24 protein-coding genes are annotated in these 24,999 nt (G+C 54.1%); 6 read left to right on the top strand and 18 right to left on the bottom strand.

The window, feature by feature from the left end; all coding sequences use genetic code 11:
* Positions 1-5 precede the first annotated feature (5 nt).
* From QWY30_RS02860 to fabL, 5 genes are all read right to left on the bottom strand, one after another.
* Positions 6-1,319 carry a beta-ketoacyl-[acyl-carrier-protein] synthase family protein gene (locus QWY30_RS02860; RefSeq protein WP_290238087.1) on the bottom strand — a complete coding sequence of 438 codons (1,314 nt, stop codon included), beginning with the start codon at positions 1,317-1,319 and terminating at the stop codon, positions 6-8.
* Positions 1,316-2,248, bottom strand: a complete 933-nt coding sequence (locus tag QWY30_RS02865; RefSeq protein WP_290238088.1) for an ApeI family dehydratase — start codon at positions 2,246-2,248, stop codon at positions 1,316-1,318. Before QWY30_RS02865 ends, QWY30_RS02860 begins: the two co-directional genes overlap by 4 nt.
* A complete protein-coding gene (locus QWY30_RS02870) occupies positions 2,226-2,654 on the bottom strand; it encodes an acyl carrier protein (protein WP_290193741.1) in 429 nt (142 codons plus the stop codon). Before QWY30_RS02870 ends, QWY30_RS02865 begins: the two co-directional genes overlap by 23 nt.
* Before the next feature lie 99 nt (positions 2,655-2,753).
* On the bottom strand, positions 2,754-3,512 hold the full coding sequence (locus QWY30_RS02875; RefSeq protein WP_290238090.1) for a 3-oxoacyl-ACP reductase family protein: 759 nt from the start codon (positions 3,510-3,512) through the stop codon (positions 2,754-2,756).
* Positions 3,513-3,517: 5 nt separating this feature from the next.
* Entirely contained in the window at positions 3,518-4,276 is a 759-nt protein-coding gene (gene fabL / locus QWY30_RS02880) for an enoyl-[acyl-carrier-protein] reductase FabL (protein WP_290238093.1), read from the bottom strand.
* A gap of 131 nt (positions 4,277-4,407) precedes the next feature.
* Here fabL and QWY30_RS02885 point away from each other — a divergent pair, with 131 nt between their 5' ends.
* Together QWY30_RS02885 and queC are read left to right on the top strand one after the other, a co-directional pair.
* Positions 4,408-5,931, top strand: a complete 1,524-nt coding sequence (locus QWY30_RS02885; RefSeq protein ID WP_435433352.1) for a CoA-acylating methylmalonate-semialdehyde dehydrogenase — start codon at positions 4,408-4,410, stop codon at positions 5,929-5,931.
* A gap of 14 nt (positions 5,932-5,945) precedes the next feature.
* Positions 5,946-6,641: a 7-cyano-7-deazaguanine synthase QueC gene (gene queC, locus QWY30_RS02890; protein WP_290238095.1), complete on the top strand. Its 696-nt coding sequence runs from the start codon at positions 5,946-5,948 to the stop codon at positions 6,639-6,641.
* A 33-nt stretch (positions 6,642-6,674) separates the two neighbouring features.
* Here queC and QWY30_RS02895 read toward each other — a convergent pair whose 3' ends face one another.
* Genes QWY30_RS02895 through QWY30_RS02910 form a run of 4 tightly spaced genes read right to left on the bottom strand, consistent with a single transcriptional unit; the run spans position 6,675 to position 10,359 of the window.
* Positions 6,675-7,949 (bottom strand): TRAP transporter large permease, encoded by a 1,275-nt coding sequence (locus QWY30_RS02895; RefSeq protein WP_290238097.1) that lies wholly within the window; start codon positions 7,947-7,949, stop codon positions 6,675-6,677.
* A complete protein-coding gene (locus QWY30_RS02900; protein ID WP_290238099.1) occupies positions 7,942-8,412 on the bottom strand; it encodes a TRAP transporter small permease in 471 nt (156 codons plus the stop codon). The genes QWY30_RS02895 and QWY30_RS02900 overlap by 8 nt, the downstream gene beginning before the upstream one ends.
* 27 nt (positions 8,413-8,439) lie before the next feature.
* Positions 8,440-9,435 carry a TRAP transporter substrate-binding protein gene (locus QWY30_RS02905; RefSeq protein ID WP_290238102.1) on the bottom strand — a complete coding sequence of 332 codons (996 nt, stop codon included), beginning with the start codon at positions 9,433-9,435 and terminating at the stop codon, positions 8,440-8,442.
* A 42-nt stretch (positions 9,436-9,477) separates the two neighbouring features.
* Positions 9,478-10,359 (bottom strand): amidohydrolase family protein, encoded by an 882-nt coding sequence (locus QWY30_RS02910; RefSeq protein ID WP_290238103.1) that lies wholly within the window; start codon positions 10,357-10,359, stop codon positions 9,478-9,480.
* A gap of 211 nt (positions 10,360-10,570) precedes the next feature.
* Between QWY30_RS02910 and QWY30_RS02915 the strand changes: the two genes are divergently transcribed.
* From QWY30_RS02915 to QWY30_RS02925, 3 genes are read left to right on the top strand one after another with little or no spacing between them, the layout of a single operon-like run.
* Positions 10,571-11,380, top strand: coding sequence for an SGNH/GDSL hydrolase family protein (locus QWY30_RS02915; RefSeq protein ID WP_290238105.1), 810 nt, complete (start codon positions 10,571-10,573; stop codon positions 11,378-11,380).
* A gap of 13 nt (positions 11,381-11,393) precedes the next feature.
* Positions 11,394-12,899 (top strand): glycerol kinase GlpK, encoded by a 1,506-nt coding sequence (gene glpK / locus QWY30_RS02920; protein ID WP_290238107.1) that lies wholly within the window; start codon positions 11,394-11,396, stop codon positions 12,897-12,899.
* An 8-nt stretch (positions 12,900-12,907) separates the two neighbouring features.
* Positions 12,908-14,530 carry a glycerol-3-phosphate dehydrogenase/oxidase gene (locus tag QWY30_RS02925; protein WP_290238108.1) on the top strand — a complete coding sequence of 541 codons (1,623 nt, stop codon included), beginning with the start codon at positions 12,908-12,910 and terminating at the stop codon, positions 14,528-14,530.
* An 8-nt stretch (positions 14,531-14,538) separates the two neighbouring features.
* On the opposite strand, the gene QWY30_RS02930 is transcribed toward QWY30_RS02925, so the two are convergent.
* Positions 14,539-16,137: a GMC family oxidoreductase gene (locus QWY30_RS02930; protein WP_290238686.1), complete on the bottom strand. Its 1,599-nt coding sequence runs from the start codon at positions 16,135-16,137 to the stop codon at positions 14,539-14,541.
* A complete protein-coding gene (locus tag QWY30_RS02935) occupies positions 16,137-16,934 on the bottom strand; it encodes a shikimate dehydrogenase family protein (protein WP_290238110.1) in 798 nt (265 codons plus the stop codon). The genes QWY30_RS02930 and QWY30_RS02935 overlap by 1 nt, the downstream gene beginning before the upstream one ends.
* Positions 16,935-16,984: 50 nt before the next feature.
* Between QWY30_RS02935 and QWY30_RS02940 the strand changes: the two genes are divergently transcribed.
* Positions 16,985-17,875, top strand: a complete 891-nt coding sequence (locus tag QWY30_RS02940) for an alpha/beta fold hydrolase (protein ID WP_290238112.1) — start codon at positions 16,985-16,987, stop codon at positions 17,873-17,875.
* An 11-nt stretch (positions 17,876-17,886) separates the two neighbouring features.
* Here the strand turns inward: QWY30_RS02940 and QWY30_RS02945 are convergent, their stop codons facing one another.
* The 7 genes from QWY30_RS02945 to lolA are packed head-to-tail and all read right to left on the bottom strand — an operon-like array spanning position 17,887 to position 24,998.
* Complete coding sequence (locus QWY30_RS02945) at positions 17,887-18,993, bottom strand: hypothetical protein (protein WP_290238114.1); 1,107 nt, start codon at positions 18,991-18,993, stop codon at positions 17,887-17,889.
* 52 nt (positions 18,994-19,045) lie between these two features.
* Positions 19,046-20,383 carry a serine--tRNA ligase gene (serS, locus tag QWY30_RS02950; protein WP_290238116.1) on the bottom strand — a complete coding sequence of 446 codons (1,338 nt, stop codon included), beginning with the start codon at positions 20,381-20,383 and terminating at the stop codon, positions 19,046-19,048.
* Positions 20,384-20,401: 18 nt separating this feature from the next.
* Entirely contained in the window at positions 20,402-20,503 is a 102-nt protein-coding gene (locus tag QWY30_RS02955; protein WP_290238119.1) for a DUF2474 family protein, read from the bottom strand.
* 7 nt (positions 20,504-20,510) lie between these two features.
* Positions 20,511-21,509, bottom strand: a complete 999-nt coding sequence (gene cydB / locus QWY30_RS02960; RefSeq protein WP_290238688.1) for a cytochrome d ubiquinol oxidase subunit II — start codon at positions 21,507-21,509, stop codon at positions 20,511-20,513.
* A gap of 2 nt (positions 21,510-21,511) precedes the next feature.
* Positions 21,512-22,990 carry a cytochrome ubiquinol oxidase subunit I gene (locus QWY30_RS02965; protein ID WP_290238121.1) on the bottom strand — a complete coding sequence of 493 codons (1,479 nt, stop codon included), beginning with the start codon at positions 22,988-22,990 and terminating at the stop codon, positions 21,512-21,514.
* Between the two features lie 4 nt (positions 22,991-22,994).
* Positions 22,995-24,311, bottom strand: a complete 1,317-nt coding sequence (locus QWY30_RS02970) for a replication-associated recombination protein A (protein ID WP_290238123.1) — start codon at positions 24,309-24,311, stop codon at positions 22,995-22,997.
* A gap of 39 nt (positions 24,312-24,350) precedes the next feature.
* Positions 24,351-24,998 carry an outer membrane lipoprotein periplasmic chaperone LolA gene (gene lolA / locus QWY30_RS02975; RefSeq protein WP_435433353.1) on the bottom strand — a complete coding sequence of 216 codons (648 nt, stop codon included), beginning with the start codon at positions 24,996-24,998 and terminating at the stop codon, positions 24,351-24,353.
* Between the last annotated feature and the right edge of the window lies 1 nt (position 24,999).

The following is a 24,999-nucleotide window of genomic DNA, read 5'->3' on the forward strand; positions in this document are numbered from 1 at the left end:
CACTATTACCGTCCTGCAGCGATCAACGCTGCGGTTTCTTCGGGGTGACGGAAAGCCAGACAACTATTGCTGCCACCAAAGCCGAGTGAATTAGAGAGTGCCATGCCGATGCGCGCTGGACGCGGTACGTCACGAACGATATCGACATCGCAATCGGGATCGAGTTCTCGCAAGTTCGCGCTGGGAGGCATCAAGCCATCCCGAATCGCCAGCGCACAAAAACCCGCTTCAACGGCGCCAGCAGCGGCAATCAGATGACCCGTCACGCTCTTGGTCGAGCTCACACCCACTTGTTTGGCGCGTTCGCCAAATACGGCATGAACAGCCGCGCATTCGCTTCGATCATTCATCGGCGTAGAAGTGCCGTGCGCATTCAAATAATGAATATCTTGCTCCGTGGCACCCGCATCGTAAATAGCGCGACGCATGGCCTGAATCGGCCCATCACCCGAGGGGTGTGAGTCCGTGATCCGGTATGACGACAGGGAGTTTCCATCTCCTGCCAGTTCAGCGTAAATGGTCGCGCCGCGTTGAACGGCGCTATTCCATTCTTCGAGAACGAGAAAGCCAGCACCTTCGCCTAAAACGAAACCATTACGCGTCAAATCAAAGGGACGGCTCGCACGCTCTGGAGCGTCATTGTCCGGCGAAACCGCTGATAGCAAACAGAAGCCAGATAAACCAACGGGCGAAATCATTGAATCAAAACCACCGGTTAGCACGCGGTCCGCGACACCTCGACGAATCAACCTCAGCGCCGTGCCAATGGCTTGACCGCCTGAGGCACATGCAGTGTGAACAGTCGAGGCATAACCCCTGATTCCGAAACGACGCAAGAGCAGCGACACGCCAGCGGTCGAAAGGCTGCGGCTAAATGCCATCACATCATTGGCGACCGGCTCGGCCAAAATAGCGGAAGGCTCAAACTCACCCTGAGGTGCCGCGGCTTGTTGAATGGCGGCGATCTCTTCGTGCGCGACAGTCATCATGCCCGCACCCACCACACACCCCCAGCGGGCGGCATCTTGCTGGGTTGGACGGATGCCGGCATCTGCCATTGCCTGGTCTGCAGCACCGATCGCGAAACGATGTGCCCGGCTCGCATATTTAAGGAGCTTGCGATCATCCAAGGGAGGAAGATCATCAAATCCTTTCACCTCGGCGGCGATACGCGTGGAAAAACCAGACGCATCAAAAATAGTGATCGGACCTGCGCATCCCTTGGCGGCTTTGATACGCGCCCAAGTTGATGCCACATCCAGACCGGCTGGCGTGACCAGCCCAATGCCTGTAATCGCTACGCGACGTCTTGCGGTCATGCGGTGTCTCCGGTGTCAGGCACAAAAAACATCTTGGCGCCTGCAATCGTGCGGCCCTCAGCCTGAGCGCCGACTTTGATCATAATAGGTTCGGATTCTGTCTGGCCAGATTCAGTGTGCTCGGCAAACAACGTGAGTGTCGCGCCCGGGGCTGTGAAGGCTCTGACTTTGACGTTCGTAATACTCTGGACGCGAACAGGCCCTGCAGCCTGCGCACTGGCCAAACGCTGCGCCAACTGAAGTTGAGCGTCGAGCAAAAGGGTGGCGGGAAAAACAGGACGGCGGGGAAAATGATCCAGGAAAAAATCAGCCTGCGCAGGCACAGATAAATGCGCCTCAAGACGCTGCGGAGTCGAACCCGGAATATCCTCAAGCACAGGACGCGGCACGCCCTTGAACGCGCCAGGCGCGCGACCAGCATGTGTCAAGAGGTCGAAATCCGCGCGTAGCGCATCGGGCGCGTCAAACTCATGAATATCGAGCATCGAGCCCAAGGTATCGCTCAGCTCAAGGATCAGATTTCCGTCAACCAAGGCGCGTCCACGATACTGGATCGACTCGGCATCGCAAGATTCAATCTCGACCACGAGTTCCAGTGTGTCGCCTGCACGCGGCAAACGATGCATCCTGGTATCTCCGGCCAAAGCAGCGACTGGACGATGCGTAAAATCGACCACCGACATCGCCACCCAGGCAGCGAGTTGTCCGATCGCTTCAGCAACCAGACTGACAGGAAAGTGGGAGACTTCAGGCGGGATAGTGTAGAGACCGCAAACGCGAGAGGTCCCTTCGATCTGGGTGATGCGATCAACGAACGAGAAAGCCGCGAAGCGACTCGAGCGACCCAAGCAACCCGAACCATCATTTGGCGAGGCCGAAGCGGCCTGCGCCATGGACTCAACCATATCAGCCAGCGGCTTGTGACTCACGCTGAGCGCGGATCACGAGCTTGCAGAACGTTTCGGGTGTGTAGAGACGGGCGATGTGATCCACACGCATCGGTGTCTTGAAGCGAGAAGCGTCAATCTCAGACAAATACTCGCGCAAACGGGCCAAGCCCTTTTCAGTCAGAACACCATTTTCCTCGAACTCGGAAACGGGCATGTCGCCGCGTACATCCTCGATGATCTTGCCACGTGGCACTTTAATCTTAAAGGCACGCTCAAGACGGAAAACCATGTCTAGAAAGTCGATCGATTCGGCATCGAGGCCTTCGATCAGGGAGACATCGAGTTTGATGTCATCAACGTCACAGCCAAGTGCATCGGCCATCGTTTTTTGAACGGTCGGGAAAACCGCCATGATTTCTTCTTTCGAGATGACTGCTTCAGCCATGATTTACTCCGTATGTGTATCAGCGCGCGCTATTTTAACCCAACTATCAGGGAAATCCCGCCCCGCGAAACCGCTTAGACAAGAGTGAATTCCCCTGTTTCAGCCCATTTTAAAACCGCCATCGACATAAAGAATCTGTCCGGTGACGTAGCCAGCCATGTCTGACACCAAGAATGCTACTGCATTTGCCACATCCTGAGCCGCACCATACCGTTTTAACAGAATGTTGCCCTTTACCTCGTCTTCGGCCAAATCCCTGACTTGTTGGGACATTTCTGTCTCGATCACACCGGGTGCCACCGCATTGACCAGGATCTTGCGCGGTGCGAGTTCAACCGCCATCGCACGGGTTAAGGCATCGACCGCACCCTTGCTCGCGGCGTAATTTGCCTGCCCACGCCCAGCTTTGGCACCTGCGACAGAGGAAAGATTGACAATTCGGCCGGCGCGCTGCGACATCATGTAAGGAATCACCGGGCGCGTGACGTTGAACACGCCGCCAACATTGGTGTTGAGGACAGAAGAGATTTCCTCGTCTTCCATCGCGGCCATCAGGTTATCGCGCACAATTCCGGCATTGTTGACCAGAATATCAATCCGCTCGCAGCGGTCAGCAACGGCCTCGACCGCAGCAGCGCAGGCCGCCGCATCGCTGACATCGACTTGCACAGCCGTCGCCTGGCCACCTGCAGCAGAAACGGCTGCCACGACCTCGTCGGCCGCGGCTTGATTGCCTTTGAAGAAAAAAGTGACATTGACCCCTTCAGCCGCGAGTGTTTCCACGATCGCACGGCCAATTCCACGAGACCCACCGGTCACAATCGCGACTTTTCCCGACAAACCTGATTTGAACGTCATGATTTTTAACCCGAAATGGCGAAACCGCCGTCGACAACCAAAGTATGTCCATTGACCCAGGCAGCCTCGGGCAAGCACAACAGATAGACCGCATCCGCGACATTGGCAGGCAATAAACTGGGGCCTGCTGGCGTACGCGCCGCGAATTCAGACAGCACTTGATCGCGATTGGGAAAATGGCTCAACGCATCGGTATCGACCACACCGGCAGAAACGGTGTTGACACGGATACCGCGTGGACCCAGCTCTTGGGCAAGCGTGCGCACCAGGGACTCCAGTGCGGCTTTCGAGGCACCAATAAAACCATAATGCGGCATCGCGCGCTGGGCGCCAAGACTGGACATAGCAATAATTCGACCTCCGTTTTTCATCAACGGCGCGGCGTGCTGGGCCAGTAAATTCACCGCAAAGGCATTCGTCTCGAGACACCAGCGAAAATGCTTGAGTGTCATATCCATCGCGGGTTTGAGCACACCCGAAGCTGCATTGCTGATGACGATATCGAGATGACCAAACTCTTTGGTGATGACCTCGAACATTTCCGCCACGCTGTCTGGCACACCAACGCTCGCCTGAACCGCGATCGCGCGTCGGCCCATGGCGCGCACCTCGGCGCACACCGCCTCGGCTTCGTCAGAGCTGTTGTAGTAGTTGGCAACGATATCGCAACCGGCGGAGGCCAGTTTCAGGGCACATGCACGACCGATGCCGCGTGCGGCGCCGGTCACCAAAGCCACTTTACCTGACAGAGGCAGACTCATCATGGGGGGGATCACTTGTAAGAGAAAGCAAAAGTTTAACCAAGATCACAAAAAGCGACCAATCAGGACCGCAGAGACGATCCAGCCATCTTACAATGGAGAATTGACTGATCACTTACGCTAAAGGAACATGCATGTCCAAGCAGCCTCCAATGCCCGCCATTCCCGCCATCGTCTCCCAATGGATTCATGGCCAATCCGTCACGCACCCAGGGGCACGGACTCAGGATGTGTTCAACCCGGCGACTGGACAGGCCACCCGCAAAGTTGAACTTGCGACGCTGGAAACCGTCAACGAGGCTGTCGCGAGCGCAAAAGCCGCCTTCCCCGCCTGGTCGGACACCCCACCCATCCGCCGCGCCCGCATCATGAACAACTTTCTGGCGCTGCTCAATACTCACAAGGATGAGCTCGCCTCGATCATCACCCAAGAGCACGGCAAGGTCTTTACCGACGCCCAAGGTGAGGTGATGCGCGGCATCGATATCGTCGAGTTCGCTTGCGGCATGCCCCAGTTGCTCAAAGGCGACTTCACGGATCAGGTGTCGACCGGCATTGACAACTGGACTTTGCGCCAGCCTCTTGGCGTGGTTGCGGGCATTACCCCTTTCAACTTCCCATGCATGGTGCCTTGCTGGATGTTCCCGGTCGCGATTGCGGCAGGCAACTGTTTTGTACTCAAGCCGAGCGAACGCGACCCTTCCGCCTCGATTTTCATGGCTGAATTATTTAAAAAAGCCGGTCTTCCAGATGGCGTTTTCAACGTCGTCCAGGGTGACAAGGTCGCGGTTGACGGTTTGCTCGAGCATCCTGATGTCAAAGCCATCAGCTTTGTGGGTTCGACCCCGATTGCACAGTACATCTACCAGCGCGGCGCCGATCTCGGTAAACGCGTCCAAGCGCTTGGGGGTGCGAAAAACCACATGGTCGTCATGCCAGATGCGGATATCGAACAGGCGGTCGACGGACTGATTGGCGCGGCCTACGGTTCCGCCGGCGAGCGTTGCATGGCGATCTCCGTCGCGGTGCTGGTAGGTGATGTCGCCGACAAGATCGTGCCCTTGCTGGCCGAGCGCGCTAAAAAGCTCAAAATTAAAAATGGACTGGAGCTCGACGCTGAAATGGGTCCGATCGTGACTCGCCAGGCTCTCGAGCGTATCGAGGGCTATATCGACATTGGCGTGAAAGAAGGCGCCAAACTGGTGGTTGACGGTCGCGGCCTCAAGGTCCCCGGGCACGAGCAGGGTTTCTTTACCGGCGGTTCACTGTTTGACCATGTCACGCCCGAGATGCGCATCTATAAAGAAGAAATTTTTGGACCTGTCCTGGGCTGCGTTCGAGTCAAGGATTTTGCACAGGCTGTCGATCTCATCAACGCCCATGAGTTTGGCAATGGCGTGTCTTGCTACACCCGCGATGGAAACGTCGCGCGTGAGTTTGGTCGCCGCATTCAGGTCGGCATGGTGGGTATCAATGTTCCCATCCCTGTGCCCATGGCCTGGCATGGTTTTGGTGGGTGGAAAAAGAGCTTGTTTGGCGACATGCATGCCTACGGCGAAGAGGGTGTGCGTTTCTACACCAAGCAAAAATCCATCATGCAGCGCTGGCCCGAAACCATCGGCAAGGGCGCTGAATTTGTCATGCCGACCGCCAAATAACAACGGAAACAGGCATGACAAAAAGAGCAGTATGTTTACTCAGCGGTGGTCTGGACTCGACCACCGTACTTGCGATCGCACAGGATGAAGGCTATGAGGTCTTTGCCCTGAGCTTTCGTTACGGTCAGCGTCACTCCGTCGAGCTTGAAAAGGCGACGGAGTTTGCGCGAGCCCGTGGCGTGTCTAAACACGTCATTCTTGATTTGGATTTACGCAGTTTTGGCGGGTCTGCGCTAACGGCCGACATTCCCGTACCCAAAGGGCACTCTGTTGACGATATTAGTGCAGGGATTCCCATCACATATGTCCCCGCAAGAAATACGATTTTTTTAAGTCTTGCTCTAGGTTGGGCTGAGGTGCTTGGCGCACAGGATATTTTCGTAGGCGTCAATGCGATGGACTACAGCGGCTATCCGGACTGTCGGCCCGAATACATCGAAGCCTTTGAACACTTGGGCAACCTGGCCACCAAAGCAGGTGTCGAAGGCCGTCAGCGCCTCAAAATTCGAGCCCCGCTAGTCAAAATGACCAAAGCGGACATTATTCGACGTGGTATGGAGCTAGGGGTCGATTATGCTGAAACCACAAGCTGCTATGACCCCAGTCCACAGGGCGCACCTTGTAAACAATGCGATTCGTGCCTATTGCGCGCCAAAGGTTTTGCCGAGTTGGGCCTGACTGATCCGCTTGATTTGAAATTCTCGGCCTGACACCAAACCGCTCGGGCTCTGGCGAGCAAAAATCTAGCGGGTCTGCAAGGCAAGCGAAAATTCTGGCACGTAGGTCACAAGCATCAACACCACCAGCATGATCGCGATAAAAGGCCATATTTTCGAGGCCACTTCGCCAAGCTTCAGTCCGCTGATCGCCATGCCGACAAACAAGCAATAACCGATGGGAGGCGCAGCCATTCCAATCGCAACGTTCGTCACAATGATCGCGCCAAAATGAATCGGATCGATCGCAAAGCTCTTTGCAATCGCAATTAAAAGTGGGCCCAGAACGACCATGATGGCAATTTCATCCATCACGGCTGCCAACAAGAAAAACGCGATATTCAATACCAGCAGCATTAACCACTTTTGCTGAATATTTTCTGACAGCCAAGCCGCCAATTTCGGCGCAAGTTGCTCCTGCGCGATCAAGATGCCAAAACCTGCCGAAAAAATCACAATCGACATCACGATCGCCGTGATTTTGAGAGAACGCCAGATAATGGGTGAGAGGTCTGCAAACTTCAGCTGCTTTTCAATCACCATTCCTACAAATAGTGCATAGACACAGCTCACAACAGCCGCTTCAGTGGGAGTAAACACACCGCCGTAAATACCACCCAGCACGATCACCGGTGCCAGGAGCGCCCAGACACCCTCGCGCAAAGCGAGTCGAATTTCCTTGAGACTCGCACGCTTTTGAGTGGGGATCTTATTGCGCTTGGCATACCACCAGCACACAAGCGTCAAACCAAACGCCATCACTAACCCGGGAATAACACCCGCACTAAAAAGTCTAGAAATAGATTGCTCGGCGATCACCCCCCAAATCACAAAGGCGATAGAGGGCGGGATCAGGGGAGCTAACACACCGGCACTCACCGCGAGCGCTGTTGCGAAGGCTTTGCCATAACCACGCTCCGCCATCGCGGGGATCATGATCGCGCCAATCGCCGCTGTCGTTGCGGGAGCTGATCCTGAAATCGCTGCAAAAATAGCCGCGGCCAATACCGTGACATGGCCCAGGCCACCTGTTAGATGCCGTACAAAAACATCTGCAACCCTGATCAGGCGCGCCGATAAACCGCCGGCCGACATCAACTCTCCGGCCAGCATAAAAAAAGGAATGGCTAATAATGAAAAAGACTGCGTGCCCGCCAATACCGACTGTGGCATCAACAAAGGTTCAATACCGGCCACTAACAAAGATACCGCAACGACAATACCGATCGCAAAAGCAAACGGGACGCCGAGCAGCATGAGCACACCAAATCCGGCCGACAACAGAAATGCCACACTACTCATTGAGGGACTCCGCCCAAGGCATCAGCCTCTCAAACGAAAACAAAGCGATCAGTACGCCAAAAACAGGTGCGGCGGCATAGAGTAGCTCGATCGGGAAACCCACCGCAGCCGAGGTCGATCCTCGCGTTTCCTGCAGGTAACCCCAGCCGGAGTAGGCGATAAATAGACCCAGCGCGAGCAAGAGCAAGGCAATCAGTCGCTCCAGCCATTTGTGCATTGACACCGGCAAGACATTGATCAGCAAGTCCATCCGGGCATGTGTCATACGACGCACCCCGATGGAGGTAGAAATCACAATGACCCACGCAAACCCGAGCAGGGCAAGCTCTTCGCTCCAGCTCAGAGACTTGCCAAAAACATAACGCAAAAACACCTGCGCCGCCAAGGCTAAAAGCATCAGCATCACGAGTGTGACAGCAGTGAGCTTTAAAACCTTTTCGAGCAAATCAAAATAGCGGCGCATCGGTGTTTCCTAACATGTGCTCGAAGATTACTTCACGGAGTCGAGAGCCTGATTCACCATGGACTCGCCCACAGTCTTTTTGGCCTTTTCATACATAGGCTGAACAGACGCGCGGAAAGCACTGACGTCACCAACAGTATTGACTTTCATGCCCTTCTTTTCGAGACCGCTCAACAACGCTTTTTCATTTTTATTCACGGCGATACGTTGCGCTGCCGTCGCCTGCTTGCCCGCCTCGATCACCGCCGCGCGCTGCTCTGCATTGAGCTTGTCAAAGCTTCGCTTGGACATAATCAGCTCAATCGCCGAGTAGGTGTGATTAGTCAGAGAAAGGAACTTTGTCACCTCGTACATTTTGCTGCTGTCGATCACAGCGATCGGGATTTCAAGACCATCGATTGTGCCTTGCTGGACTGCGGTGAAAGTTTCACCCCACGCCATTGGCACGGCAGCACCACCCATCGAAGTGAACATATCAATGAACACAGGGTTTTGCATCACACGGTATTTCACACCCGATACGTCAGCAGGTGCGCTCACTGGTTTTTTGTTATTGATCATCTGGCGGAAACCACCTTCCATATAGCCTAGCACCATGATGTTTTTCTTGGCGAGCAAGGCAGACAGGTCCTGTCCGACTTTTCCGTCCAGAGCTTTCTGTGCCTGTGCCTCATTTGAATAAAGGAAAGGCAGGTCATTGATCTGGAAAGCAGGCTCGATCTGCGCGATCACAGCGTTTGTAATAATCGCTGAATCGACCGTACCAAAACGCACACCCTCCATCATCTGCTTTTCGTCACCAAGTTGGCGATTGGGATAAAGCTGCACCTGAACAGATCCTTTGGTCAGCTTTTCAACAGCATCTTTAAAAGCGTGCGCACCCACGGCGTACGGATCGGTTGGGCTATCTGCGGTGGTCCAGCCCAGTTTGAGCACAGTTTGAGCACTGGCGACAGTCGGCATGGAAAAAGTGAATGCAGCTGAAACAATAGCGGATAAGGCCAGCAAGTGACGACGTTTCATTTTTTATCTCCTGAATGAATTGAAAGCAATGACGATATGAAATTAAGCACGCGCACCAGAAAATGGGGCGAAACCGTACAGCACCTCGGGATTTTTAACCAAAATCTGCTGACGCAAAGCCTCAGTCGGTAACCAAGTAAAAACAGTGTCCGCAATATCGCCATCATTGGGCATCGGCGCGGGAATATTCGGATGAGGCCAGTCTGTCCCCCACACTAACCGGTCGGTGCGTGTATCCAGCAAGGTATCGACAAAAGGCTGAATCGCTGACCATTTATTAGCGGGTTCAACGACTCGGTATGCGCCTGACAATTTCACCCAAGCTGTGCCTTCCCGCACGAGTGCGCACATATTCTGAAAGCCCGCATCTTTGACATCCGGTTTCGAGGGATGTCCAAAATGATCAAACACCACGGGCACACCCAGCTTGGAGGCCCAAGCGGGGATATCGGGCTGCGCGGCGACATCGACCAAAAACTGAATATGCCAGCCAAAAGGTTTGATCCGGCGCGCAAGTGTTTCGGCGTCGCTCAACTGATTGCCGCCAGCGAACAAAATATTGACTCGTGTACCACGCGTACCGGCCTGATGCAGCCGCTCAATCTCTGCATCAGAGCTATCCACAGAGAGAACTGCCACTGCACGCAAACGATCTGCATGGGCACGCATCGTGTCATAGAGCGTGCTGTGATCATGGCCATAAACGGAAGGATGCACCAAGACTGCGCGATCCGCGCCGATCTTGTTGTTCATCGCTTCGAAAGCCGCCCATGGAGCAAGGGTAGGCGTATAAGAACGATTCGCCGTGTGGGGATAAATCGCCGGATCTTCAAAAACATGGAAATGGCAATCGACTGTACCTGCAGGCAAACGATTCCTCGGCGCCACCACAGGATCGAAAGGTAAATATTCTGAAGTCATCATGTCGCGCATTGTCCCCAATATATTTTTTATATGACTGATTTGTCTGTCCGTGATTTAAGCATTTCTAGCGCACAAATGCGATTGACACCTTCTTTGAACAGATCGAGAGGCTCTAAAACTAGGGTAAACGCTGAGATATTTTTTCTTGCATGCAAGCACCCTCCTCCGGATGCATAATCCACACATCATCTGCCCAACTTTGGAAAACATCATGAAAACTATGACAATCCGTTTACTGGCTGCCAGCTTGTTCGCTTTGGTTTTAAATTCGGCACAAGCCTATGAGGCGCCAAAAGTCACGCAGACCACGCCAAGCGTTCCGAAATCAGGCATCTTTATCGGAAATAGCTTTTTCTATTACAACAACAGCATGCATGGCCATTTACGTAACTTTCTCAATGCCGCCGACCCCAAGCTGCCATTTCGCGGCACCTCTGTCACGATCAGCGGCGCGGGTCTAGACTGGCATAACGTCGAGGCTTACTTTGCGCCTAATGCGATCGGTCGCTATTCCTTCATCGCCAACAACGAGGTGCGTTTCAACAAAAACGACAAGCTGTTCGACATTGCGATCATGATGGACTGCAGTCAATGCCCCGTGCATCCACAACTGAAATCCGTGTTTACCGAGTACGTTAAAAAGCACGGCGACACGATTCGCAAAAATGGGGCGGATCCCATTTTGTTCATGTCCTGGGCTTATGCGGACAAACCTGAAATGACAGAAACCCTCGCAGACGCCTACATCAAGGCCGGCAATGAAAACAACATGATGGTGATCCCGGCTGGAATCGCGTTTGCCAATTCCATCGCAGGTCGCAAGGACATCGATCTTTATGTCAAAGACAAGCGCCACCCCAGTCTCGCGGGCACTTACTTGGCCGCGGCAGTCACTTACGCATCGCTTTTCAAAAAATCGCCCATCGACAATAGCTACACTGCGGGGCTTGATCCTGAGGTGGCCAAATACCTGCAAACAGTTGCATGGAACACAGTAAAAGATTTTTATAAATTGCCATAAGCACTCAACGGACATGAAATATATCCTTGCGCTGGACCAGGGCACAACGAGCTCGCGGGCGATACTTTTTGATGCAAACGGTTCGCTGGTCGACTCTGCGCAACGCGAGTACGCACAACACTTCCCCCAGCCAGGGTGGGTCGAACATGATGGTCGGGATATTTGGACTTCGCAACTTGAAGTCGCACAAACGCTCATCAATCGCTGCCCAGATCCAGGCAGCATCGCCGCCCTTGCGATCACTAATCAACGCGAGACGACCGTGGTGTGGGACAGACTCACGGGGGAACCTGTGGGTCCGGCGATCGTTTGGCAAGACCGGCGCACGGCGGATCAATGTGCCGCCATGCGGCAAGAGGGCCTCACCGATCTGATTCAGACTAAAACGGGACTCGTGCTTGATGCCTATTTTTCTGGCACAAAACTGGCTTGGTTACTCGACAATATCGAGGGTGCGCGGTTTCGCGCCGAACGCGGCGAACTCGCCTTTGGTACGGTCGATACCTGGCTTGTCTGGAATCTGACTCGGGGCGCCTCGCATATTACAGATGTGAGCAACGCGTCACGGACGCTTTTGTTTAACTTGCACACCCTGGACTGGGACGACGATCTGCTGAGGTTGTTCAATATCCCTCGCGCCATTCTTCCAAAAGTTGTGCCAAGCGCTGGTCAGCTCGCTCAAACAAATCCTTCAGTACTGGGACGCTCTCTTCCAATCGCCGCAATGATCGGAGATCAGCAAGCTGCAACGTTTGGTCAAGGGTGTTTTCAGCCTGGAATGGCCAAAAATACCTACGGCACGGGATGTTTCATGCTGCTCAACACTGGTTCTGAACCGATCGCGAGTGGCCATCATTTATTAACAACGATCGGCTGGCAGCGCCCGGACGTATCGTCGGCCGGCTTACACACCACCTACTGTCTTGAAGCTTCAGTCTTTATGGGGGGCGCAACGATCCAGTGGCTGCGCGATGGTCTCAATATCATCCAAACCGCCGCGGAAGTCGAACCACTGGCGCTCAGCGTTCCGGATGTTGGAGACACCTATCTCGTGCCAGCCTTTACTGGCCTAGGCGCACCACATTGGGACGGACACGCGCGGGGCACCTTGATCGGCATGACGCGCGGCACAAGCAAAGCGCATATTGCGCGCGCAGCGCTAGAGGCGATCGCGCTGCAGGTCGCGGATGTCTTTGAGGCGATGGAAAAAGACGCGGGTCTGACTCTCACAGAACTACGGGTGGATGGTGGAGCATCGAAAAATAATTTGCTATTGCAAATGCAAGCCGACATTCTCGGCATACCTGTGACGCGTCCAAAAATTGTCGAGACGACTGCGCTGGGTGCCGCCTACCTTAGCGGGCTGGCGGTTGGCCTTTGGTCAAGCACCTCTGACATTTCTGCGCTGTGGCAAGAGGACAAGCGGTTTGAACCACAATGGTCAGACGCACAACGAAAGACTAAACGCGCACGCTGGCATCAGGCAGTCGAACGCGCCAAATCCTGGTCAGAGGACTAAACGATCACATGACCTCATCACAAGCGGATCTTTTTGACGATTCACCACTGGCGCCTTCAACGACCGAGCGGCGCGCATTACTTGCCAAGCTCGAACGGCCTGAGCCATACGATCTCGCGATTATTGGCGGAGGCGCGACAGGTCTTGGACTCGCTCTAGATGCTGCCGCACGTGGTTTTACGGTCGCCCTAATCGATGCCACCGATTTCGCCAAAGGCACTTCTTCGCGCTCAACCAAACTTGTTCATGGTGGAGTACGTTATCTCGCTCAGGGCAACATCTCACTGGTCTACGAAGCCCTGCACGAGCGCGCTACGCTTTTGCATAATGCGCCTCATCTCGCACGAGCGCTGTCTTTCGTGATGCCCTGTTATCGTTTCTGGGAAATGCCTTTTTACGGTGCAGGCCTGCTTTTATACGACTTGCTGGCTGGTCGCCGAAGTCTGGGCCGCACACATTTCCATGGCGTAGCTGCGACACAAACTGCACTTCCCAATCTCAATTCCAATCGACTAAAAGGCTCAATACAGTATTGGGATGGACAGTTTGATGATGCGCGACTCGCTTTAGCCTTGGCGCGAACTGCCGCCCAACACGGTGCCACGCTGGTGAATTATTGTCGCGCGGTCGAGTTACTGCATGATGAAAACAATCACGTATGTGGTCTCTTGGCCCAAGATGTCGAGAGCGGACTGCCCTATACGATTCGCGCCCGCTGCGTCGTCAATGCCACAGGGGTTTGGGTCGATGAAATACGCCAACTCGATGATGAGGCGCGCGGTGAGCCGAGCCAGTCAATCGTCTCGCCCAGCCAAGGTGTTCATGTTGTGGTTGACCGGGAGTTTCTTCCGGGCGATCAGGCATTGATCGTTCCCCACACAAGTGATGGCCGTGTCTTGTTCGCCGTGCCCTGGCTTGGCAAAGTCATTCTGGGCACGACAGATACGCCACGCCATGACTTGAGTCAGGAACCGGAGCCTTTTCACGAGGAGCTCGAGTTTATTTTGCGAGAGGCCGCAAAATATTTGCAACGTCCACCGACCAGGGCCGACATCAAAAGTATCTGGGTTGGACTCCGCCCTCTTGTCAAACCACCCACCGATGCGGCGGGTAATACTAAAAAAATCAGTCGCGAGCACACCGTACTGGTTAGCCCAAGTCAACTCGTCACGGTGACGGGTGGGAAATGGACGACCTATCGCGCCATGGCTGCCGATGTCCTCAAACACTGCTATGAAGCAAAACTGCTGGTCGAAAAAGCGCCCTGCACGACCGAAAATCTCTTACTCATCGGTGCGCAAACTGGTCAAGCCGTTGAGCACTCGCTGCATGAGATGCCGGGTTTGGCAGCCTATGGTGATGAAGCCTCTTTTGTCCAGACACTGCCTGGCGCAGGACAAGTACTCGGTGCGGGAATCACTGCCGCAATGGTCAGGTTTGCCGTACGTTACGAATATGCGCGTACCGTCGAAGATGTGTTGGCCAGGCGCTCAAGGCTACTCTTTCTCGATGCGCGTCTTGCCGCTTCGATTGCGCCCGCAGTCAGTCAAATCATCGCCGAGGAAACTGGTCAAGATCCAGGCCTTGCAGCTTTCTTGGCACTTGCATCACACTACACAACTTTGCCGTAGTGGATCGTTCAGGCTTTTGCAGCATCCTCAAGAATGAAATCCGCTGCACGCTCAGCCACCATCATCACTGGAGACTGGGTATTACCCGACACCATCGCGGGCATGACCGAGGCATCGACGATCCGTAAACCTCTCAAGCCTTTAAAACGCAATCTGACATCCACAACGGCTTGCGCATCAGAGCCCATGCGGCAAGTGCCGATCGGATGATAGATAGTCTGACCATTGGCACGTCCAAATTCCAACCATTGCTCATCGGTCTGAACACCTGGTCCAGGGCTCATTTCAAAATCAATGTAGTTGGACAGTGCGGGCTGCCCCACGATTTTGCGGGCAATCTTCATCCCGTCGATCAAAGTTTGACGATCCTCTGCTGTCGCTAAAAAATTAGGCCGGATCGCAGGTCCCTGGGTTGGATCTTTCGTTTTGCTGTGGATACTACCCTGTGAAGTCGGTCTTAACCCCGCAACACCTATCGTCATGCCGGGCGCATTGTCGAGCTTGCGGATTGCCGCATTGGCATAACTCGCATGCATGAAAAAATACTGTACGTCCGGCGTAGGCATGTGTGGTTGTGTTTTGACAAAACCATGTACCAGACCTGTTCCGAGAGTCAGCAAACCTTTGCGGCGAATAAAGTATTGAAGCGCTGCGACACCCACGCGCCAGCCCTGAGCAAGCTCGTTCAATGTCTGTGTGTTTTTGACACGCCAGTTCATCCGAGTGGCGAAGTGATCAATATAGTTTTCTCCGACTCGCGGCGCCGCACATACCAGCTCGATCCCTAAACGCTGCAACAGCGCAGGATCCCCTATTCCTGAAAGCTCGAGTAACTGCGGTGTTTGTACGGCACCCGCTGAAAGAATGACCTCACGATGCGCTCGCACAGTGAAAGTACCGGACGCAGTCCGATATGTCACACCGTCGCAGACGCCCTCGGTGACATTCACTTTTGTGACCATGGCGCCGGTACGGACAGTCAAATTTTTACGCTGCCGGACAGGCTTCAGATATCCCTCGACCACACTCCAGCGTTGTCCGTCTTTTTGAGCGACCTGATAGTAACCAAAACCTTCTTGCGTGCGACCGTTGTAGTCGTTCGTCAAAGGCTGACCGTCTTGTGCAGCCGCCTGCAAGAGAGCATGCGCCAAAGGATAACGCTCGCTGACTTGATGAATATGCATCGGACCATTTTTGCCGCGCATCTCATCACCAGGCAGGTAGGTTTCCATTTTTTTGAAATAAGGTGCGACATCCTGCGCGGACCAACCTGTCGCGCCAAGACGGGCCCAATGGTCGTAATCCTCTGGCTGACCATGCACATAGATCATGCCGTTGATCAGGCTTGATCCACCCAATCCTTTACCGCGCGGAATCGCGATTTTGCGTCCAAGCGTATTGTCTTCAGGTTCAGTTTCAAAACGCCAGTTGTAAACCGGATCGTTGAGCAATTTGGTAAAACCTGCCGGGATTTTGATCCACATGCTTTTGGGCTCGCCACCTGCTTCGAGCATCAGCACGCTCAAGCGTCCACTGGCCGTCAAACGATTGGCTAACACGCAGGCCGCCGTGCCCCCTCCGACAATCACGTAGTCGAACTGTTCCATTACTTCGCGACTCCCATAAAGTCCGCCATCAATTCGATCTGACACTCCAGCATCGGCAAACCATACTGTATCCGACAACCCATCTCCCGGGCAGCCGCCAGCAAAGGTGTGAGTGCAGGTGTCATAATGATTTCAGCCACCGTCTGCTGCGCGCTTAAACCCTTTACATCAAAGGGCATTGGATCGTCAGACTTCATGCCCAGCGAAGTCGCGTTGATCACCAAATCATAGCCAGTGGGACTCGCGCCGACTGCCGACATCGGCACTGACGGATAAACGCCTTGTAGACGGGTAATGATGTCTTGGGCTTTGCTTTGCGTACGGTTGTACAAATCCAGACGTGCAACACCCGCATCAGCCAGTGCAAAAGCGATCGCTTTCGCGGCACCTCCCGCACCACAGAGAAATACACTCAACCCTCGCGGCTCGATGCCATGTTGACGCAAACCGCCCACAAACCCCTGTCCATCCAGAATATCCCCTGACAGGGTTCCATCCTCATTACGTCGAACAATGTTCACAGCACCCACCAAACGTGCTGCGGGCGTGACGTCATCACACAGATCCAGCATGGCGGTTTTATGCGGAACCGTTGCGATCATGCCACCGAAATTCATCACTCCCCTTAACCCTTGCACAAAGACAGCCAAGTGCTCTGACCTGACATGCATCGGCACCAGTACGCCGTCGGTTCCTCTTTTTTCAAATACTTTGCGCATCGTCTGCGGGGTCTTGACCTGTGCAACGGGGTCGGCCACGATGCCATACAGTCGCGTGTGTCCTGTAATTTCCATCATAATGTCTGCTAGTGATTGTTTTTTTCAGGCTTAGATGCTGAAGTGTACCTATGAATCGTCTTAAAAGACTCGCTCGCATTCTGTCTATCGCACTCTGGCCGGCACTCTGGCCGGCGCTGGGATTGACTGCCCCTGTTCAGCACCATACTTTTAAAACCTCTGACGGTGTTCGACTCCACTACATCGAGGCAGGTCGTGGCGACAAGACAATCGTGCTGATCCCTGGCTGGCTGATGCCAGCCGCGGTTTTTGAAAAACAATTCGAAGCTTTGTCCAACTCGTATCGGGTGCTCGCCCTTGACCCAAGGTCTCAGGGGCTCTCTGAGGTCACCAAACGATCCCATGCACCCAAAAGACGCATTCAAGACATCGCGGAGTTTTTAAAGGCTGCTCAAGTCAAGGATTTTGTTCTGGCTGGCTGGTCTCTGGGCGTGCTGGAATCGCTGGACTACATTGCAAACTACAAGCCTAAGGGTTTGCGCGGCCTGATTCTGATCGACAACTCGGTCGGTGAGGGTCGGCCTCCCGCCTCGCGCCGCTCGAACTTTGCGCAAACCATGAACGATCCTGTCAAGCGTGAACAATACATGCGCACATTCAGTCAGGATATTTACCGCAAACCACCTCCACCTCTGGTCGCACAAGCAGTGCTCGACTCAGCCCTTCAGGCGGCGCCAGACGTCGCCATTCAGCTGTTGAATCAACCCTATCCTCGCACGTACTGGAGCGAGACCCTCCAGAAGCAGCAGATTCCGGTGCTATACGCCATCAGACCTTGGCTCAAAGAGCAAGGAGATGCCCTTCAAAAGAAACGTGCCCGAGACCTGATCACCGTTGAGATGTTTGACCAGGCAGGGCACGCTTTATTCGTGGACGAGGCTGAAAGCTTTAACCAGGCCGTTCTGAAGTTTAGTCAGCAAGCCTTCGCTCGCAAGCAATAGACAGCAAACCTTTAATTCTGACGACGCACGATCTGCACGCTACGTCGCTCATTTGTTTTGTTGTAACTGAATGCAAATGGCAACGGTTTGACGTTCTTGGATTCACGATACGCCTGCGCCAGGGATTCCTGCTTTTTGCGATTGAACAACTCATGGGGATACAAGAACCCGCCATAGAGGTCGACAGGGCCAATTTGAGCGAAATAGCTATAGTTCAAGCCTGTTTCATCTTGAACCACCATCGTTGCGTGTGCGACCAAAATGTCACGCAAAATTGAAAAGTATGTTTCTTGAAGCAAATGTGAAGCCGCTTTGATCAATACAGGATTGCTCGCTTCGCGTGCCAGCCATTTACGCATGGGTTCGTTTTTGCTCAGACTTGCATCGGACAAGTCCAGGCTCACATAGTCCAGCGTGACAGGCTTGCCCGCCTTGCTGAGTACCAAACGTACCGATTTCCAGGGACCTGTTTCGCTCTTGATGAAGTCGTCCGTCTTTTCGTCATAAACGATAGGATAGATTTCCATCACATCAAAACCAGAGTACAACGCGAAAGTGGACAGAATTGTGGTGACACCAATCGGTGCGAACTGATCACGCTGATCTTCGTTCAGATCATCCGTACGAAAAAAGGCAAGACGGCTGAATTTCATCCATTCGCGAATAAATTTCGACTGAAAACCCTGAACTCGGGCGGCAGGCATGGTCGCCAGTGTGACTGGAGCGCCAGCTGCCTGCATCGCGACCATTACGTAACGATCGGCATTCGGAAACGCATGCGCAACCGTCACAAAGTCAGGACCAGAAAAGGGATAAAAGACCGTGCCACCGGCTTTAGGAGCAATCTCTGCAGCCGCCCAAGTCGACAACGGCTGTCCGATCGTCTTTTGATAGAAGCCCCAGGCATCATCAGCCTGTGTTTTAAGCGCTCCCTGTAAAAACGGAAAGGCGGGCGCTGGCTGTTGCGCGGTCGGCAAGTAGAGACCTTGCGACTGAGCTTGCGACTGACCTTGAGATTGGGTCGTTGATGCAGCGCCGATGACCGGAAGCACGCTCAAGACCGTCAGTGCCGCAACAGCCGCTAGTTTGTTTGCAATACTCGTCGACCAAGACTTCATGACGCTATAGACCTTATTCAAACCACACTAGAACCAAAAAAAGTGACCCGGCTTATTTGAGCAAGCTCAAACCACCCATGTAGGGACGCAACACCTCGGGCACGACGATGCTTCCATCCTCTTGCTGATAATTTTCAAGCACAGCAACCAGCGCACGACCCACAGCCAGACCCGAGCCGTTCAGCGTATGCACGTACTCTGGCTTACCGCCATCGACGCGAGTGCGAGCCTGCATGCGACGCGCCTGGAAGGCCTCGCAATTGGAGACCGAAGAGATTTCACGCCAGGTATTTTGAGCGGGTAACCACACCTCGAGATCATAGGTCTTGGTTGCGCCAAAACCCATGTCGCCGGTGCATAACAACATCACTCGGTAAGGCAGTCCTAGAAGCTGCAATACTTTTTCAGCATGACTCGCCATTTCCTCAAGTGCTTGATAGGAGGCGTCAGCTGCGACTATCTGCACCATTTCAACTTTATCGAACTGATGTTGACGAATCAGTCCACGGGTATCGCGGCCACCGCTACCGGCCTCAGAACGAAAGCAAGGGGTATGTGCCGTCAGACGAATCGGCAACTCCGCAGCAGGCACAATGGTATCCCGCACCATGCTGGTCAGGGTGATTTCGGATGTCGAAATCAAGTACTGCTCCTCTCCAGCTACGACATTGCCTTGCTCGTCGAGCGTCGGTTCGTCACCACCACGCGTCACCCAGAACATGTCGTTCTTGAACTTTGGAAGTTGTCCGGTTCCCATCAGGGTGGAGGCATTCACAATGTAGGGCGTGTAGCACTCGGTGTAACCATGCCGTTCAGTTTGCAGATCAAGCATGAACTGAGCAAGCGCCCGGTGCAAACGCGCCATGGGGCCGCGCATGAAACTGAAACGCGCGCCGGAGAGCTTGGCAGCGACATCGAAGTCCAGACCAATCTTTTCGCCAAGCGTGACATGGTCGCGCGGCTCAAAGCCCAGAGGCTGAGGATCACCCGAGACAGGATCGGGGTGAGGCACCCACCGACGCACCTCGACATTACCCTCGCTGTCCGCACCCACAGGCACATCCTCGTGAGGCATGTTGGGAATCGACATCAGCATGTCGCTGAGTTGTGACTGAATGGTCGAGAGATCTTGCTCCAACGCTTTGAGTCGACCCGGAATCGCCTGAGACTCTGCGAGCACGGCTGAGGCGTCCTCGCCCCGCGACTTGAGCGCGCCAATCTGCTTGGCGAGCGCATTGCGCTGGGCCTGAAGATTTTCTGTTTCGGTCTGAACGGATTTGCGACGGGTTTCGAGACTGTTGAAGTCGTCCATCGGGAAGGCAAAACCGCGGCTGGCTAGTCGGCGAACAACGGAATCGAGGTCTTTACGTAACAACGCTGGGTCAAGCATGATCTTGGGGGAAAAAGACTAGTGAATTGCATATTGTATCCGCCGCAGCACCCACGCCACAGCCGATAACGCCCCCACACTTAATAACCAGATCAATAACAACCAGCCCCAGCGTTTCATGAATGTCCTAGTGATAATCGTGTGTCGGACCCACTTTGCCCCGGAACACCCAATAGGCGTATGCGCTGTAAGCCAAAATGATGGGGATCAGAAACACCGCGCCGACCAATAAAAATTTCAGACTATTGTCGGGCGCGGCAGCCTGCCAAAGCGTGACGGACGAGGGCACCATATAGGGAAAAAAGCTAATGACAAGTCCGATATAAGACAAAATGAACAGACCCTGAACCGCTAAAAATGACATCAACGGCCGATCCCGATGGATCCCGCGAAACAAAGCGATCGCACAAACGAGTACCAATACAGGCACTGGCGCGACAATTAGCATGGCCGGCCACGCGAACCACTTTTGCATGAAATGTTCGTGCAAAAAGGGAGAAATGAGGCTCACCAGAGCAATGAGGCCCAGCATCACGACGCCTAAATAAAAAGCTGAACTCTTGGCCCGTTTTTCAACGGACCCCTCAGTTTTGAGCATCAGCCAGGTCGATCCAAGCAAGGCGTAACCCACCACCAGGGCGACACCGGTCAGCAAACTAAAGGGGGACAACCAGTCCCACCAGCCACCGGCATAGGCGCGTCCGGAAACCTGTATCCCTTGCACCAAAGCACCCAAGGCAATACCTTGGGCAAAGGTTGCCACCAGGGATCCGCCGGCGAATGCCCAATCCCACAGGTATTTGCGGTGCTGACTTTTCCAGCGAAATTCGAAAGCCACACCCCGAAAAACCAGGGCAAGCAACATGATGATGATCGGCGCATACAGGGCAGGCATGATGATGGAATACGCCAGCGGAAAAACAGCGAACAATCCTCCGCCGCCAAGCACAAGCCAGGTCTCGTTGCCATCCCACACAGGGGCGACAGAATTCATCATCAGGTCGCGCTCTTGCTCAGTGCGCGCCCAGGGAAACAGTATGCCGACCCCTAAATCAAAACCATCGAGGACGACATAGGCCAATACTGCAAAAGCAATCAGTCCGGCCCAGACCAAGGCGTAATCGATTGTCATGTCCGATCTCCCCGTGAACCTGTCACACCTGTTTGAGTGGTTTTCGCAGCCAACGTCGACCCGGGCACAATACCAGCAGCGCGAACGGGCTCATGGATGGAAAGATCTGCCGCACCTGAGCCCACGCCAGGTGCGCTCCTCATCAAACGCAAGATGTAGTAGACCCCTGCGCCAAACAATGAGAAATACACGACGACAAACGCGGCGAGCGAAAACGCGATGGCCGTCGCATCAATCGGCGAGTGTGAGTCCGCGGTTCGCAGCAGGTTGTACACGGTGAAGGGCTGTCGACCGACTTCGGTCACAATCCAGCCAGACAACACTGCAATAAAGCCGGAAGGCCCCATCAGGACAGCCAATCTATGCATCAGCGGGGTGTCGTACAAGCGTCCGCGATAACGCAACCACAAACTCCAGAGCCCCACGCACAGCATCAACATGCCGATGCCCACCATCGAGCGGAAGGCGAAAAACACGATACCTAAAGGAGGACGGTCCGCCACAGGAAACTCTTTGAGACCTGGCACCACACCATCGAGTGAGTGCGTGAGAATGAGACTGCTCAGATAGGGAACCTTGACTGCGTAATCAATTCTCTCTTCCTTGGCGTTCGGGATGCCAAATAAAACCAGCGGAGCACCTTTTTGAGTTTCGTAGTGTGCCTCGATCGCCGCGATCTTGGCAGGCTGATGCGCGAGGGTATTCAGTCCGTGGGCGTCGCCCGCCATGATTTGAATAGGCGCCACGATCGCCGCCATCCACATCGCCATCGAAAACATCACGCGGGTCGCCTCGTGAGAGCCCGGTGAAGGCACTGCACCAGGCTCGCCCATGCGCTTGCGTTCTTTGAGTAAATGAAAAGCCGCGACGCTTCCCACCACAAAAGCAGTCGTCAGATAAGCCGCCAACAACATGTGGACCAGTCGATAGGGGAACGACGGATTAAAAATGACTTTGAACCAGTCTTCGACAATAAATTGTCCGACATCGTTGATCGCATAACCAGCAGGCGTTTGCATCCAGCTATTGACGGACAGAATCCAGAAGGCCGACATGAACGTGCCCAGCGCGACCATTGCGGTTGCGAAGAAATGCAGCTTGGGCCCTACCCGCGCCCGTCCAAACAGCATGACCCCCAGAAATCCAGCCTCCAGAAAGAACGCCGACATCACTTCGTAACCCATCAGGGGACCCAGTACAGGTCCGGTCTTGTCCGCGAAGACGCTCCAGTTAGTGCCGAACTCGTAACTCATCACGATGCCGGACACCACACCCATCCCGAAGGCTACGGCAAAGATTTTTTTCCAATAGTTGAAAAGAGTCAGGTAGACCTCTTTTCCAGTCCAGAGATGGAGACCATTCAAGACGGCCAGATAGCTGGCCAGCCCGATTGAAAACGCTGGAAACACAATATGAAAGCTGACTGTAAACGCAAACTGAATTCGGGCGAGCGTGACCGCATCTAACCATTCCATCGCACTACTCCTTGGTTTTCTTCCGAGCTTGTCGATCCATTTCACGCAGATGCGAAAGCTTTTCTGCAATCTTTATTTCCAGGCCGCGAGGGACTGGCTGATACCAGCCTGGTTCGCGCATCCCCTCCGGCAAATACGTTTCACCTGCCGCATACGCGTCAGGTTCATCATGCGCATAGCGATAAGCATGACCGTGACCAAGTTCTTTCATCAGTTTGGTCGGGGCATTTCGCAGATGAATGGGCACTGGCAAAGAAGCACTCTGTTTAATGAAAGCGACAGCTTGATTGTAGGCTTGATAACCCGCGTTACTCTTGGCTGCCACTGCTAAATATAAGGTCGCCTGCGCCAATGCCAGCTCTCCCTCGGGAGAGCCCAATCGCTCATACGTTTGAGCGGCATCATTGGCGATTTGCATCGCACGGGGGTCAGCCAGGCCGATATCCTCCCAAGCCATTCGTACGATCCTGCGGGCGAGATACTTCGGGTCGGCTCCACCATCAAGCATTCTCGTCAGCCAATACAGCGCTGCGTCAGGATTGGAGCCGCGCACGGACTTGTGAAGCGCAGAAATCTGGTCGTAAAAATTATCACCTCCCTTGTCGAAGCGACGCGCACTCATGCTCAATGCATTTTCAACAAGGCCGGCATCCACCCGAGTCGTATGTGCATTCTCTGCGGCAACGCTGGCTTGTTCTAGCAAGCTCAAAAACCTGCGCGCATCACCATCTGCGTAACCAATCAACGTATCAATCGCGGCATCTTCAAAGCTGAGGTCTTTGAGAACGGTCTGCTGCGCGCGCGCCAGCAACTCGCGCAACTCAGTTTCATTGAGCGATTGCAAAACATACACCTGAGCCCGCGACAGCAAAGCCGCATTCACCTCGAACGAGGGATTTTCCGTTGTAGCACCAATAAAGGTCACCAAACCCGACTCGACAAAGGGGAGCAAAGCGTCCTGCTGCGCTTTGTTGAAACGATGAATTTCGTCGACAAACAATAGTGTCCGACGATGATATTGGTCCAGGGTGAGTTGTGCCTCGTCCATCGCCGCTCGGATTTCTTTGACGCCGGCAAACACGGCGGAGATGGCGATAAAGGCACAATCGAAAGCGTTGGCGGTCAATCGGGCAAGGGTTGTTTTTCCCACACCTGGCGGGCCCCACAAAATCATTGAATGCGGACGACCGGACTCGAACGCGACACGCAAAGGTTTACCGGGTCCTAACAGGTGCTTTTGTCCAACCACCTCCTCAAGAGAGTGGGGACGCAGCGCCTCCGCCAACGGGGGTCTGGGAACGGCTTTAAATAAATCAGCCATCGTAAGAAATACAAATCTTGAACTTGGCTGAGCAAAACATCATTGCATCCTGACGACATCCGCCCCTTTGGGGGGAATGAAGTCGAAATTGCTCGTAGACAGTCCGGGATTACGGATCAACGCGGACAACTCGACATGCGTGGTCTGACCAAAAGCATCCAGCAAAATGATCCGGTGCGGAATACCGTCTCTAAATCCAAGATCGACGTGTACAAAACCAGCATCGGCCTGTTTGGGTTTAGCACGCAGCCAGACCAGCATATCTTTGTCCGGAAGTGGCATGACTTCGAACGACTGCTCAAGTGAACCTGAGCCGAACAAGATCGCAGCGGGTGAAGCCCCGATCGCCTGGTCCACCTTGCGCACGGTCACCTGGTTAAGATCAGGGTCAAACTGAAAAATTTCTTTTCCGTTCGACACGATCTGTTGTTCATAAGGCTTCAACACATCCCACTTGAAGCGACCTGGTCGCATGAATAAAAACTTTCCCCGTTGAGCAGGTTTGGTTTGCCCTTGCGGCCCAACGGTGTATTGGGAAAAGTCGCCACTGGCCACTTGCACTTGTTCGACAAATGCCCTGAGCTGTTCTCGGGCATTCTGCGCATGCGCAGGCAGCGACGCAAAGACCCCGGCCAAGGCAAGCGTACCCGCCATCGCAAGTCGCCGCACTTTAGAGAGCTGAAGCATT

The sequence above is a fragment of the Zwartia panacis genome (assembly GCF_030410395.1).
Taxonomy (GTDB): domain Bacteria; phylum Pseudomonadota; class Gammaproteobacteria; order Burkholderiales; family Burkholderiaceae_B; genus Zwartia; species Zwartia panacis.

Coding starts and splice junctions, on each gene's coding strand:
- glpK (WP_290238107.1), top strand. CDS start 11,394: ATGAAATATATCCTTGCGCTGGACCAGGGCACAACGAGCTCGCGGGCG.
- QWY30_RS02925 (WP_290238108.1), top strand. CDS start 12,908: ATGACCTCATCACAAGCGGATCTTTTTGACGATTCACCACTGGCGCCT.
- QWY30_RS02915 (WP_290238105.1), top strand. CDS start 10,571: ATGAAAACTATGACAATCCGTTTACTGGCTGCCAGCTTGTTCGCTTTG.
- serS (WP_290238116.1), bottom strand. CDS start 20,383: ATGCTTGACCCAGCGTTGTTACGTAAAGACCTCGATTCCGTTGTTCGC.
- QWY30_RS02895 (WP_290238097.1), bottom strand. CDS start 7,949: ATGAGTAGTGTGGCATTTCTGTTGTCGGCCGGATTTGGTGTGCTCATG.
- QWY30_RS02875 (WP_290238090.1), bottom strand. CDS start 3,512: ATGACGTTCAAATCAGGTTTGTCGGGAAAAGTCGCGATTGTGACCGGT.
- lolA (WP_435433353.1), bottom strand. CDS start 24,998: ATGCTTCAGCTCTCTAAAGTGCGGCGACTTGCGATGGCGGGTACGCTT.
- fabL (WP_290238093.1), bottom strand. CDS start 4,276: ATGATGAGTCTGCCTCTGTCAGGTAAAGTGGCTTTGGTGACCGGCGCC.
- QWY30_RS02965 (WP_290238121.1), bottom strand. CDS start 22,990: ATGGAATGGTTAGATGCGGTCACGCTCGCCCGAATTCAGTTTGCGTTT.
- QWY30_RS02910 (WP_290238103.1), bottom strand. CDS start 10,359: ATGATGACTTCAGAATATTTACCTTTCGATCCTGTGGTGGCGCCGAGG.
- QWY30_RS02905 (WP_290238102.1), bottom strand. CDS start 9,435: ATGAAACGTCGTCACTTGCTGGCCTTATCCGCTATTGTTTCAGCTGCA.
- QWY30_RS02970 (WP_290238123.1), bottom strand. CDS start 24,311: ATGGCTGATTTATTTAAAGCCGTTCCCAGACCCCCGTTGGCGGAGGCG.
- QWY30_RS02885 (WP_435433352.1), top strand. CDS start 4,408: ATGTCCAAGCAGCCTCCAATGCCCGCCATTCCCGCCATCGTCTCCCAA.
- QWY30_RS02945 (WP_290238114.1), bottom strand. CDS start 18,993: ATGAAGTCTTGGTCGACGAGTATTGCAAACAAACTAGCGGCTGTTGCG.
- QWY30_RS02940 (WP_290238112.1), top strand. CDS start 16,985: ATGAATCGTCTTAAAAGACTCGCTCGCATTCTGTCTATCGCACTCTGG.
- QWY30_RS02955 (WP_290238119.1), bottom strand. CDS start 20,503: ATGAAACGCTGGGGCTGGTTGTTATTGATCTGGTTATTAAGTGTGGGG.
- QWY30_RS02860 (WP_290238087.1), bottom strand. CDS start 1,319: ATGACCGCAAGACGTCGCGTAGCGATTACAGGCATTGGGCTGGTCACG.
- queC (WP_290238095.1), top strand. CDS start 5,946: ATGACAAAAAGAGCAGTATGTTTACTCAGCGGTGGTCTGGACTCGACC.
- QWY30_RS02935 (WP_290238110.1), bottom strand. CDS start 16,934: ATGATGGAAATTACAGGACACACGCGACTGTATGGCATCGTGGCCGAC.
- QWY30_RS02870 (WP_290193741.1), bottom strand. CDS start 2,654: ATGGCTGAAGCAGTCATCTCGAAAGAAGAAATCATGGCGGTTTTCCCG.
- QWY30_RS02900 (WP_290238099.1), bottom strand. CDS start 8,412: ATGCGCCGCTATTTTGATTTGCTCGAAAAGGTTTTAAAGCTCACTGCT.
- QWY30_RS02930 (WP_290238686.1), bottom strand. CDS start 16,137: ATGGAACAGTTCGACTACGTGATTGTCGGAGGGGGCACGGCGGCCTGC.